An 11,780-nucleotide genomic window follows, 5' to 3' on the forward strand; every position below is an offset into this window, starting at 1 on the left:
GCCCCCCGCGCCGGACCCCGAGATCGAGCCCGAGATTCAGCCCGACACCGAGCCTGTGCCGGAGGTGCCCCCGACGCCACAGCCCGACATCCCGCCCGAGCCTACGCCAACGCCGGACCCGGACATTCCGCCCAACCCCACGCCCGGCCCCGCGGCCAAGACCGCGCAGGCTGAGGACGTTCCTGTTGAGACAGGCCCCGCCTCCCACCCGGACGCGAAGGAGGACGACACCGGTGCCGCCGCCGAAACGCCCGCCGCTCCGGTCGCCTTCAACTCGATCCGCGCGCAGCGAGACACGTTGCCGACCGCCCCACGCCGCCTGACCGGCGCGACCCGCGACAGCGTCACGCCGGTCGCCGAGGCACCGGCGCGCGAAACGCCGCGCACCGAACCGACGCTGACAGCCGCGCCGCCCGTCCCTAACGCCGTCGCCAAGGTAACCGGCACGCCACAAGACGCGCTGCCCGCCGACGCCGCCGCACGGATCGGCGCCACGCTGCGCCCCTCCGAAGAGGTTCGCCTCACTCCACCGGACCCGGACCGTTCCGCCGATGACGGGGTTTTGGCGCGCTCGGACGGTGACGTCGATGACGACGGTGGCGATATTCCGCCGCCGCCCGCCTTCATGGCCGACAGCACCGATCCGGCGCCTTCCGATCTTCCCGAGGACACCCCCAACGCGCCCCTCGCAGCACCCGCCGTTGCGAAAGGTCTGTCGACCGCGCCCTCCGGCGCCATGGCGTTCATATCCCGCCGCCAATCGGGCAAGCCCGGCAAACATCACGACACGCGCGCCGCCGCACGCCTCTCTCCCGAGGCGCAGCGCGAGCAGGAGCGCCAGCGCATGACCGTCTTCGGTGCGCGCAAGCACGCCTCGGTCGGGGGCAAGCCGCGCTTTCTGGGGCTGATACTGACAGCCGTGCTACTGATTTTCCTCGTCGGCGTGGCCGCCTGGGCCTCGATCTTTCTCGAAGACGGCATCTCCCGCGTCCTGCGCGGCGACCCCGATCCCCAGGAACAGATCGCCGCAACGCCCGAGGCCGAAATCTCGCCCGACGACACCGTCGACATGCCCGAGGCTGACCTCGGCGAGGAGGGCGAAACGGTTCTCGCCGCCCTGCCCGGCGTCACCTCTGACGGCACCGAGACGCCGGGTGCCGACCCTCAGCCGGAACCGAACCCGGCCGAGCTGACCGATCAGCAGGCCCGCACCCGCTATGCCGTCACAGGCATCTGGCAACGCGCCCCCGACGCGCCCACCGATCCCGGCACGCAGACGCTGGACGATTTCTACCTCACCTCGATCGATCCAAAGGTGGTCGAACAGGACGCCGTCGCGCTGCCCGCCCCCGAAACCCTGCGCGGCGACACACGCCCCGATACCCCGGCCGATCCGGCCGCCGCCGATACCATGTTCACCATGGATACGCGCGGCCTCGTGCAGCCGACCCCCGATGGCGCGCTGAGCCCGGATGGCGTGCTGATCTACGCCGGTCAGCCCGCGCTGGTCCCCCCCGAGCGCCCGGCCGAAAGCCTGGCCCAGCCGGGCGAGGATCCGGCCGACGCCGCCGCCCGAATCGCTGCCGCCGAGCGCATGGCCGCGCTGCGTCCCAAAGTGCGTCCCGGCGACCTGGCCGAAACCAACCAGCGTGAAACCCTGGGCGGCCGCACCCGCGACGAGCTTGCCTCCCTGCGTCCGCGCCTGCGCCCCCAAAGCGCACAGGAACTGGCCGAACAGGCCGCCGCGGCCTCCACCGCGACCGCTGCCGCAACGTCCGAAGACGTCTCGCCCGACCCCGAGGCGGTCAACGCAGCACTTCAGGCCGCCGCCGCGGTCCCGGCCCCCGACCCCTTCGCAGGGGCCACCGCCGAGGCCGTCAAGGTCTCGGTCAAGCCCAACGCGCGGCCGCGGAACTTCAGCCGCGTCGTCCAACGCAGCCAGCGCCTTGCCGAACAACAGGAAGCTCGCACCGCTGCTGTCGCCGTGCCCCGCAACCAGCGCATCGCGCCCAGCGGCCCGACGCCCACCACCGTCGCCCGGGCGGCGACGGAAAAGAATGCCCTCCGCATGCGCCAGGTCAACCTGATCGGCGTCTACGGCAGCAATTCCAACCGCCGCGCCCTCGTGCGCCTCGCCAACGGCAGCTACAAGAAGGTCAAGGTCGGCGACCGGCTGGATGGTGGGCGCGTCGCCGCCATAGGCACCAGCGAGCTGCGCTATGTGAAATCGGGCCGCTCGGTAACCCTTACCATGCCGCGCGGCTGACCGCCGTCGCCACCGCACCTGTCGCCCAAAGACCGCTCTTGCGCCCTTCTTTCGGCAGAGTAAATCTCTGCCGGAGGCTTCCACAGCCGTAAAGAGGCGCGCACCCCAAAAAAATGAAGCACCACGCGCGCAATGCGGCACCAAGTCGTTTGCACACGCGTCCACCCCGCCGCATACTCCCTCACGTGGCGACGCCCACGCCTGTCCGAATTTCCGCAAGGGACCCCGATGGAAGGATTTTTCTTTCAGGCCACCGTTTTCCTGGCGGCCGCAGTGATCGCGGTGCCGCTGGTGGCACGGCTGGGGCTCGGCTCTGTGCTGGGCTATCTCGCGGCCGGAATCGCCATCGGCCACATCCCCGGCCTGCTGGGCGGCCACGATGCCGAGGAATTGCAGCATTTCGCCGAATTCGGTGTGGTCATGATGCTCTTCATCATCGGGCTGGAGCTTGAACCCAAGGCACTCTGGGACATGCGGCACAAGCTCATCGGCCTGGGCGGGTTGCAGATCACCCTGACCACCGCCGCGGTCATGGCAGGCTGCATGGCGCTCGGGGTCGCATGGTCCGTGGCGCTGGCCATCGGCATGGTCTTCGCGCTCTCGTCGACCGCCATCGTCCTGCAAACCCTGTCGGAAAAGGGCCTGATGCAAACCGGCGGCGGGCGCTCGACCTTTTCCGTGCTGCTGACGCAGGATATCGCCGTCATTCCGATGCTGGCCTTCCTGCCGCTCCTGGCCCTGCCCAAGACACCTGACATGATCCTGGGCGAAACCCTTCAACGGCTGGCCGACGAAGGCCACCTCGCCGAGGGCGACCATGGCGGTGCCCCCGTGCAGGTGGCCCAGTCCATGATCGACAGCCTTCCCGCCTGGGGCGTCACGCTCCTGACGCTGGGGGCCGTGGCCGGCATCATCGTTTTCGGCGTCTATGCCACGCGCCCCGTTTTCCGTTTCATCCACCACGCCCGCCTGCGCGAGATGTACACCGCGCTGGCGCTCCTGATCGTGGTGGGCATCGCCTTCGTGATGAACCTCGTCGGCCTCTCGCCCGCCCTCGGCGCCTTCCTCGCCGGCGTGGTCCTCGCCTCGTCCGAGTTCCGGCACGAGCTGGAAAGCGATATCGAACCCTTCAAGGGCCTCCTGCTGGGCCTTTTCTTCATCACCGTGGGCGCGGGCATCAACTTCTCGATCCTCTTCGCCTCGTTTTTCACGATCATGGGGCTGGCCTTTGCCATCATCCTGATCAAGGGCGGCATCCTCTACGGGCTGGGCCGCATCTTCGGGCTCAAGGGCCGCAATCTCTGGCTCTTCACGCTGGGTCTGGCGCAGGCGGGCGAATTCGGATTCGTGCTGATCAACTTCTCGGGTCAGAACAACGTCATCCCCGTGGAACTGCGCGAGACGCTGTTGCTCGTCATCGCCATCTCGATGCTGATCACGCCGCTCCTGTTCATCCTCTACGACTACCTGTCGACCCGTATGACCGACCCCTCCGACGCGCAGGAACCCGACGAGATCGACGCCAAGGGGCCGGTCATCATCGCCGGCATCGGACGCTTCGGGCAGGTGGTCAACCGCATGGTCCGCTCCTCGGGGTTCGAGACCGTCGTGCTGGACCACGACCTTGCCGCGATCCAGCGGATGCGCCGCTTCGGCATCAAGGGCTTTCTGGGCGATCCCGGCCGGCCCGATCTGCTGCATGCCGCGGGCCTCAATCAGGCCAAGGTACTGGTGGCCGCTCTCGACGACCCCGACGCCACCACGCGCCTCGTGGCCTTCGCCCGGCGGGAACGGCCCGATCTGCACATCGTCGCCCGCGCTCGCGACCGCACCCATGTCTTCCGACTCTACAAGGCCGGCGCAGACGACATCGTGCGGGAAGTTTTCGACAGTTCCCTGCGCGCCGGGCGCTACGTGCTGGAAAACATGGGACTGACCGAGTTCGAGGCGGCAGAGCTGCAAAAGACCTTCTACCACCACGACCGCGACTCCGTGCGCGACCTGGCGGCGCTGTGGGACCCTAACATTCCCACCATCCAGAACGGCGCCTATATCAAGCGCGCCAAGGAGCTGGAGGCGGAACTGCAGACCATGCTGCTGTCGCAACTGGAAGAAAAGGCCGCCGAGGACATCTCGGACGACCGCAGGGAGGCGTGAGCCCACCTCTCGCGCGGCCCGCCGGCCAGCCTCATCCCGGATCTCCCGGCAAGCGCACAAAAGCAAAAGGCCGCACCCACCGGCACGGCCCTTCCCTTCAAATTTTCGGATGGGTCACGCCGCGCGCGACACCAGCACCTCGTCGACTTCCTTCGCGGCCTGAACCTCGTCGCCGCCGCTCACGGCGGCCACTTCACGGGTCAGACGCTCCAGCGCCGCCTCGTACAGCTGACGCTCGGAATAGCTCTGCTCGCGCTGGTCGTCGGTGCGGTGCAGGTCACGCACCACTTCCGCAATCGCGATCAGATCGCCCGAATTGATCTTCTGTTCATATTCCTGGGCCCGGCGCGACCACATGGCGCGCTTCACCTTGGCCTTGCCCTTAAGCGTGGTCATCGCCTTCGACACCACGTCCGGGCTCGACAGGCTGCGCATGCCGATCTCGGTCGCCTTGTGGGTCGGAACCCGCAACGTCATCTTGTCCTTCTCAAAGGAGATCACGAACAGTTCCAGTTCAATCCCGGCGATATCCTGCTTCTCGATCGACATGATCTGGCCAACGCCGTGCGCGGGGTACACAACGTAATCGTCAGGGCGAAACTCGGACTTCTTCGATTTGCTCATTCAGGTTTTCCTCACAAGCTTCCCAGTTCAAACTTGGCGGAGCATCTCCCGGGCGGCGGGCCATCAGGGTCTGGCGTCAAGCACAAGAAATCCACCTCCCATGCGTCAGCGCGGGCAGATGGATAATATATGGGCGGTGTCTACATTTGTAACGGGAGTGTATCACAAAAAAGACGCCACGGGAAGCGGGCTCGAAGCGCCAGCCGGATTATACCTTCGCCACCAAGTCGTTATGCGGCGAAGTTACCGCGATTGACGAAGCGTCAATCGTTTGATCAAACGAATCGGGTCCCGCCCGCAGAGGCCGCCTCAGCCGCCTTCGCCTGCCGCCTCGGAAAAGTATTTCTCCAGCTTTCCATCCTCGCCGTCGCGCTCGTCCGCCTCGGGCAGCGGGTCTTTCTTGGTCACGATCACCGGCCACATCTCCGAATACTTGCGGTTGAACTCCACCCATTTCTCCATGTCCGGCTCGGTATCCGGGCGGATCGCGTCGGCGGGGCATTCGGGCTCGCAAACGCCACAGTCGATGCACTCGTCGGGGTGGATCACAAGCATGTTCTCCCCCTCGTAGAAACAATCCACGGGGCACACCTCCACGCAGTCGGTGTATTTGCACGCGATGCAATTGTCATTGACGATATAGGTCATCTCACGCCCCGGTCCTGATCTCTTCGGGCTGACGTAATCCAGTCCGGCGGATCATTCAAGCGCCAGACGTCCCTTCGCGCCTTCCTATCGCGTTTCCTGGTCCATCTTGCGGCGATCCTTCTTCGTCGGACGCCCCTTCCCCTCGTATCGCGGGTTTGACGGCTCGGCCACGTGGTCGCGCGGCTTCGGCGGGTCCAGATCGTCGTAAAGCCCCTTCGCCTCCGGCGCCGGGCCACGCCGCTCGCCGATGGCGACGATGCGGATCACACGGATATCGCGCTCTTTGGGAAAGGTCAGCACATCGCCAGGCCCCACCGGGGACGACGCTTTCGAGACGCGTTGCGAATTGACCCGCACATGCCCACCCGTCACCAGCTTCGTAGCAAGGCTGCGGGTCTTGAAGAACCGCGCATGCCACAGCCACTTGTCCAGCCGGATCTTCGGCTGGCCCGGCTCGCTCATCTCACGACTTGTCCTTCAGCCCCATAAGGGCTGCCGCGAACGGGTTGTCGGGATCGATCCGATCCTTCTTCTCGGGACGGGAAGAAAAGCTCTTGGCGCCCTCCTCGCGGCGCGGCTTGCCCTTGCCTTTCGGCTTGCCGCCCTTGGGTCTCGGCTTGCCGCCCTGCGGTTTGCCACGGCCCTCCCCGCGGGTCTTCGCCGCGCGCCCGGCCCAGGTGAAGGTGTAATAGACCTCCAGCTCGATCTCGTCCTTGGCGGCGTCGGGCACCTCGCCCAGCGGCACCTCGGTTTCCGACATCTCGGGAATATCCGGCTCGACCTCCGGGTCTTCCGGTGGCACCTCGGTCACCGGCGCCAGCCCGTCCTCGACAATTTGCTCCACCGCGTCTTCGGCGGTCGTTTGCTCCGGCACCGCTCCGGCCTCGGACGGCTCCGGAGCGTCCTCCAGCGCGGCATCCACCGGCTTGACCTTCTCACGCTCGCCCTGTTCGGCATTATAGCCCAGGCCCTGCATCAGGTCGGCAAACTGCTCCAGCGTCATGCCGGTGATCGACAGCATGTCGGCATTGGCCTCAAAGCCGCCGCGGCTGTCCTCTGAGCGCAGCATATCCGCCAGCCGCTCAAGCATGTCGATCCGGATCGCCCGCTCGCCCGCGGCCCGATAGCCCGACATGGAATGATATCCTCGCGGCGCAGCCGAACCCGACGGCACCGTTACCAGCCCAGGCGGCGGCGCCTCGGGGAACTCTTCCAAACCCATTTTCAACGACCACAGCACCAGACGCAGGCGCGTCGGCGCGGGTTTCAGCAACAGCGGCATGAAAACCGTGAACTGGCCAAAGCGGACGCCATGCTTGCGCAACTGCCCGCGCGCGTCCTGGTCCAGCGCTTTGACCTCATCGGCGACTTCGCCACGCGGAATGATCCCGAAATTCTCGACCAGCTGAAAACCGAAGCCCCGCGCCAGCCCGCTCAACGCCTCGTCTCGCTGGATGTTCAGAAGCGGCTCGAACAGCGTCGCCACCTTGCGGTCGATGAAATGCTGCAAGCGGCGCTGTACCTTCTGCATCACTTCGGGCCCGGCGGTCTCATCGACAAAGGCCTCGACCTGCGGTTTCAGCGGATCGGCCCCGGCCACCAGTTTGCCGACGGCACTTTCGCCCCACATCAGGCCGCCCTGCTCGGTAAAATCGATCTCGGTGTCGGGCGCATTGTAGAACTTGTCCGCCCGCAGATGGAAATGCGGCGCCAGCGCCTGCAGGCTCGCCTGTGCCACCGCCTTGGCCTCCTGTCCGCCGGCCGTCTTGTCCTGACGGAACCGGAACCCTTCCAACCGTCCGACGAATTCGCCCTCGACGGTCACTTCACCCTTGTCATTCACTTCGGCCACGATGGCGTCCTTCTGCTTGAGCCGGCGCATCAGCACGCTGGTGCGCCGGTCCACAAATCTTTGCGTCAGCGCGTCATGCAACGCGTCCGACAGGCGGTCTTCTACAGCGCGGGTGGTTTCGCGCCAATGATTTTCGTCCTCGACCCAGCCCTTTCGCTGGGCAACATAGGTCCATGTGCGGATATACGCCAAGCGTTTGGAGAGCGTGTCGATATCCCCGTCCGTCCGGTCGATCCGCGCCACGTGCCCGGCCAGCCAGTCCTCGCTGACACGGCCATGTTCGTGCAGGTCACTGAATATACGCTCAAGCAGGCCCGCATGTTCCGCGTGGCTGATCCCGCGGAAGTCCGGAACCCGGCACACATCCCACAACAGCCGCACCGACGCGCCGTCGCTGGCGCGCGCTGCAATTTCGGCATCCCCGGCCAGCGTGCGCAGCACCACAAGGTCATCCGCCTCCCGCGCCCGGGCCAGCCAGTCATCCTCGGGCTTCTGTTCCAGCGACGCGATCAGCGCGTCGACCGTCCCGAACTGCAGCGCCGCGTTGCGCCATTCCAGCTTGCGAATGGGGGTAAAGCGATGATCCATGATCGCCTGCGCCATATCTTCGGGCAGCTCCGGCGCCTCACCCGTAACCCCGAAGGTGCCGCTGGTCATGCCCCGCCCCGCGCGCCCGGCGATCTGGCCCAGTTCATTGGGGGCAAGGTTGCGCATCCGCCGCCCGTCAAACTTCGTCAGGGACGAGAACGCGACGTGGTTGATGTCCAGGTTCAGCCCCATCCCGATGGCGTCGGTGGCCACCAGGTAATCCACGTCGCCATTCTGATAAAGATCCACCTGCGCGTTGCGCGTCCGGGGGCTCAAGGCCCCCATCACGACCGCCGCACCGCCCTTCTGGCGGCGCAGCAGCTCGGCAAAGGCATATACATTCTCAACCGAAAACCCCACGATGGCCGAGCGTGCGGGCATCTTGCTTATCTTTTTCGAACCTGTGTAGGTCAGCTGGCTCATCCGCTCGCGCCCGACGAATTCCACCCCCGGCACCAACGCCGCAATCGCCCCGCGCATGGTGTGCGCGCCCAGAAACTGCGTCTCTTTCTGCCCCCGCATCCGCAAAAGGCGGTCGGTGAACACATGCCCCCGCTCAGGATCGGCACATAGCTGGATTTCGTCCACCGCGACGAAATCCGCGCCCATCCCCTCGGGCATCGCCTCGACCGTGCAGACCCAGTATTGCGTCCGCGGCGGCACGATCCGCTCCTCGCCGGTAACCAGTGCCACGACCGACGGACCGCGCACAGCGACGATCTTGTCATAGACCTCCCGCGCCAGCAGGCGCAGCGGCAGGCCGATCACCCCCGTGCGATACCCCAGCATCCGCTCGATCGCGAAATGGGTTTTTCCGGTATTCGTCGGGCCCAGGACCGCCAGGATCCTCGACTGCTCGCCCATGGGACTTGCCCCTTGTCGTTTAAGTGCTTACAGGTCCCTGCCGCCGATCTCGCGTTCCACCAGCGGCATCACCTGCGCCACGTCTTCATGATGTGGATGCAGGGCCAGCACAAGGTCGAATGCCTGCTTGGCCTTCTCGTAGTTCTCGACGTGATAGAGGATACCGCCGAGGCTCGCGATGGCATTGTAGTGCCGCGGGTTCAGCACCAGCGCCCGCTCGATGTCGGCCAGCGCAGGGCCGAACATCTCGGAGTCGGCATAGGCCATCGCCCGCATGTGAAATCCTTCGGCGAAATCCGGCGCATGATCGGTCAGCGCGGTAAAATGCTCGATCGCGGCGCCGGTGTCCCCGGCCTCCAGCGCGTCGCGCCCGCGTTTCAGCAGCAGATCCGCCGTGGCCGAACCCGATCGCGTCCAGGCCAGCTCGATCTCCTTGGCGATCCGGCCGGCATCCCGTGGCTCCGCTTCCTTCAACTGCTGAAAAAGCGGATCGAGCGCCGCATCCTGCGCCGCCACGGGTAAGGAAAACATGACTAACGGCAAAACTGCCGCGACGATATATTTGGAAAGTCGGTTCATAACGCCCATAACACTCCCAGTTTAGCGCGCATGACCGGGAATCAAAGCCCCCGGTCGATCAAATCTGGAGGAACTGACATGAGCGACGTAACGAAATCCGCGGTCGAGGCCCTGTCCGCCAAAATGAACGGCAGCTTCGACGGCAGCGCAAAGTTCGTGATCGAGAACGAGGGCTCCATCGTGATCGACGAATCCGGCGTGCGCGAAGGCAATGACGAAACCGACGTCACCATGACCGCCGACGCCGAAACCTTTCAGTCGATCCTCGAAGGCGATCTCGACCCGACCGCCGCCTTCATGTCGGGCAAGCTGTCGGTCGACGGCGACATGGGCACCGCGATGAAACTCGGCTCTGTCCTGTCCTGACGCCCATGCTGACGGACGCGCCTTTCTTCGACGACATAGCCGACGGCCCCGATGGCGGCCGCGCCTACTGGTGCGACACCGCCGACGGGGTGCGCATCCGGCTCGGGATCTGGCGTCCGCAGGACGATACGGGCGAAAGCGCCGGCACGCTCCTGCTCTTTCCCGGTCGTACCGAGTATATCGAGAAATACGGCCGCACGGCCAGGCAGTTCACCGCCGCGGGCCTGACCACGCTGGTCGTCGATTGGCGCGGACAGGGCCTTGCCGACCGGCTGATCGAGGACAAGATGTCGGGCCACGTGCTGCATTTCGACGACTACCAGCACGATGTCGCCGCCATGGTCGACGCCGCGCGGGACCTCGACCTGCCCAAGCCCTGGTTCGTGCTGGGTCATTCCATGGGCGGCGGCATCGCGCTCAAGTCGGTGATGGACGGCCTGCCGGTGGCGGCGGCGTCGTTCTCGGCGCCGATGTGGGGCATCCGCATCTCCGCCGCGCTGCGCCCCGTCGCCTGGTCCCTGGGCTGGAGCAGCCGCAGCGTCGGATTCGATCACGTCTACGCCCCCGGCACCTCGCCCAAAAGCTACGTGCTGGTCGAGCCGTTCGAGAAAAATCGCCTGACCACCGATTTCGAAAGCTACAAGCACATGATCGCCCAGGTCACCGCGCGTCCGGAACTGACCATCGGCGGCCCTTCCCTGCGCTGGCTCTACGAATCGCTTCTTGGCACCCGCCAGATGTGGCGCCGCCCTTCGCCCGATATGCCCTGTCTGTGCCTGCTGGGCTCGGAAGAGGACATCGTCGATGTCTCACGCGTCCATGACCGCATGGCCCGCTGGCCCGGCGGCGAACTGGAAATCGCCCAAGGTGCCCGTCACGAGGTGCTTCAGGAAGCCCCCCATATCCGCGACGCGCTGATCGGCAAACTGGTCGGCTTCTACGCGCGCGTCAGGAATCGGCACGCACCGTCTGACGCTGACGCCCAAGCCCCTGGATCTCCAACTCCATCACGTCGCCAGGCTTGAGGTACCGCTTGGGGTCCCGCCCCATGCCCACGCCCGGCGGGGTGCCGGTGGCAATCACATCTCCGGGCTCCAGCCGCATCACCTCGCTCAGATGCGCGACGATCTGCGCCACGGTAAAGATCATGGTCGAAGTGTTGCCGGTCTGCATCCGCTCCCCGCTAACATCCGCCCACATATCAAGGCTTTGCACGTTGCCCACTGCGTCCGGCGTGACCAGCCACGGCCCGATCGGCCCGAACGTGTCGCAACTCTTGCCCTTGGTCCATTGCCCGCTGCGCTCGATCTGGAAATGCCGCTCGGACACGTCGTTGACGATGGTATAGCCCGCCACGTAATCCAGTGCCTCGGCCTCGGTCACGTATTTCGCCTCGCGCCCGATCACCACGCCCAGTTCGACCTCCCAGTCGCTGTGGGTCGATCCGCGCGGCAGCACCACGTCGTCATCCGGCCCGGTAATGCTCGACGTGGCCTTCATGAATACAACCGGCTCGGCCGGCGGCTCGATCCCGATCTCGGCGGCATGGTCGCTGTAATTCAGCCCGATGCCAATCAGCTTGCCGATCCCCGCGACCGGCGGCCCCAGCCTCGGCGTGCCGTCCACAAGCGGCAGCTTTTCCGGGTCCAGCTTCGGCAGCGCCCCAAGCACAGCGCCGGAAATATCCGCCACCACGCCGCTCAGGTCACGCACCCGCCCCTCGGCGTCCAGCATCCCGGGCTGTTCCCGCCCCGGTGCCCCGTATCTCACGAACCGCATACGTTCTTGTCCCCTGTCTGTTTCGTCCGACGATAGCGGGCCTGCCCGCCACGGCAA

10 protein-coding genes are annotated in these 11,780 nt (G+C 65.9%); 4 read left to right on the plus strand and 6 right to left on the minus strand.

Annotated elements, in window-relative coordinates; genetic code table 11:
* On the plus strand, window positions 1–2,266 hold a 2,266-nt coding region (locus RBB31_RS18230), incomplete at its 5' end, for a hypothetical protein (protein ID WP_306130688.1).
* 228 nt (window positions 2,267–2,494) lie between these two features.
* Window positions 2,495–4,423, plus strand: coding sequence for a cation:proton antiporter (locus RBB31_RS18235; RefSeq protein WP_306130689.1), 1,929 nt, complete (start codon window positions 2,495–2,497; stop codon window positions 4,421–4,423).
* A 114-nt stretch (window positions 4,424–4,537) separates the two neighbouring features.
* Here the strand turns inward: RBB31_RS18235 and RBB31_RS18240 are convergent, their stop codons facing one another.
* The 5 genes from RBB31_RS18240 to RBB31_RS18260 all read right to left on the minus strand — a co-directional run bounded on the left by RBB31_RS18240 (window position 4,538) and on the right by RBB31_RS18260 (window position 9,530).
* Window positions 4,538–5,047, minus strand: a complete 510-nt coding sequence (locus RBB31_RS18240) for a CarD family transcriptional regulator (RefSeq protein WP_057792822.1) — start codon at window positions 5,045–5,047, stop codon at window positions 4,538–4,540.
* 309 nt (window positions 5,048–5,356) lie between these two features.
* On the minus strand, window positions 5,357–5,695 hold the full coding sequence (fdxA, locus tag RBB31_RS18245; RefSeq protein ID WP_306130690.1) for a ferredoxin FdxA: 339 nt from the start codon (window positions 5,693–5,695) through the stop codon (window positions 5,357–5,359).
* 84 nt (window positions 5,696–5,779) lie between these two features.
* Window positions 5,780–6,157 (minus strand): RNA-binding S4 domain-containing protein, encoded by a 378-nt coding sequence (locus RBB31_RS18250; RefSeq protein WP_306130691.1) that lies wholly within the window; start codon window positions 6,155–6,157, stop codon window positions 5,780–5,782.
* Between the two features lies 1 nt (window position 6,158).
* Entirely contained in the window at window positions 6,159–8,999 is a 2,841-nt protein-coding gene (locus tag RBB31_RS18255; RefSeq protein ID WP_306130692.1) for a helicase-related protein, read from the minus strand.
* Window positions 9,000–9,026: 27 nt separating this feature from the next.
* Window positions 9,027–9,530 (minus strand): tetratricopeptide repeat protein, encoded by a 504-nt coding sequence (locus tag RBB31_RS18260; RefSeq protein WP_306130693.1) that lies wholly within the window; start codon window positions 9,528–9,530, stop codon window positions 9,027–9,029.
* A 126-nt stretch (window positions 9,531–9,656) separates the two neighbouring features.
* On the opposite strand from RBB31_RS18260, the gene RBB31_RS18265 reads away from it, so the two are divergent.
* Window positions 9,657–9,944 carry an SCP2 sterol-binding domain-containing protein gene (locus RBB31_RS18265; protein WP_306130694.1) on the plus strand — a complete coding sequence of 96 codons (288 nt, stop codon included), beginning with the start codon at window positions 9,657–9,659 and terminating at the stop codon, window positions 9,942–9,944.
* A 5-nt stretch (window positions 9,945–9,949) separates the two neighbouring features.
* On the plus strand, window positions 9,950–10,969 hold the full coding sequence (locus tag RBB31_RS18270; RefSeq protein ID WP_306130695.1) for an alpha/beta fold hydrolase: 1,020 nt from the start codon (window positions 9,950–9,952) through the stop codon (window positions 10,967–10,969).
* Here the strand turns inward: RBB31_RS18270 and RBB31_RS18275 are convergent.
* Window positions 10,893–11,723: a fumarylacetoacetate hydrolase family protein gene (locus RBB31_RS18275; RefSeq protein ID WP_306130696.1), complete on the minus strand. Its 831-nt coding sequence runs from the start codon at window positions 11,721–11,723 to the stop codon at window positions 10,893–10,895. The two genes, RBB31_RS18270 and RBB31_RS18275, sit on opposite strands and share 77 nt — an antisense overlap.
* Window positions 11,724–11,780: the final 57 nt, after the last annotated feature.

Source organism: Roseovarius sp. MMSF_3350, from assembly GCF_030733425.1.
Classification (GTDB): domain Bacteria; phylum Pseudomonadota; class Alphaproteobacteria; order Rhodobacterales; family Rhodobacteraceae; genus Roseovarius.

What these genes read in the sequence shown, in the direction of transcription:
- RBB31_RS18265 (WP_306130694.1), top strand. Translation starts at nt 9,657, where the DNA reads ATGAGCGACGTAACGAAATCCGCGGTCGAGGCCCTGTCCGCCAAAATG.
- RBB31_RS18275 (WP_306130696.1), bottom strand. Translation starts at nt 11,723, where the DNA reads ATGCGGTTCGTGAGATACGGGGCACCGGGGCGGGAACAGCCCGGGATG.
- RBB31_RS18260 (WP_306130693.1), bottom strand. Translation starts at nt 9,530, where the DNA reads ATGTTTTCCTTACCCGTGGCGGCGCAGGATGCGGCGCTCGATCCGCTT.
- RBB31_RS18270 (WP_306130695.1), top strand. Translation starts at nt 9,950, where the DNA reads ATGCTGACGGACGCGCCTTTCTTCGACGACATAGCCGACGGCCCCGAT.
- fdxA (WP_306130690.1), bottom strand. Translation starts at nt 5,695, where the DNA reads ATGACCTATATCGTCAATGACAATTGCATCGCGTGCAAATACACCGAC.
- RBB31_RS18250 (WP_306130691.1), bottom strand. Translation starts at nt 6,157, where the DNA reads ATGAGCGAGCCGGGCCAGCCGAAGATCCGGCTGGACAAGTGGCTGTGG.
- RBB31_RS18240 (WP_057792822.1), bottom strand. Translation starts at nt 5,047, where the DNA reads ATGAGCAAATCGAAGAAGTCCGAGTTTCGCCCTGACGATTACGTTGTG.
- RBB31_RS18235 (WP_306130689.1), top strand. Translation starts at nt 2,495, where the DNA reads ATGGAAGGATTTTTCTTTCAGGCCACCGTTTTCCTGGCGGCCGCAGTG.
- RBB31_RS18255 (WP_306130692.1), bottom strand. Translation starts at nt 8,999, where the DNA reads ATGGGCGAGCAGTCGAGGATCCTGGCGGTCCTGGGCCCGACGAATACC.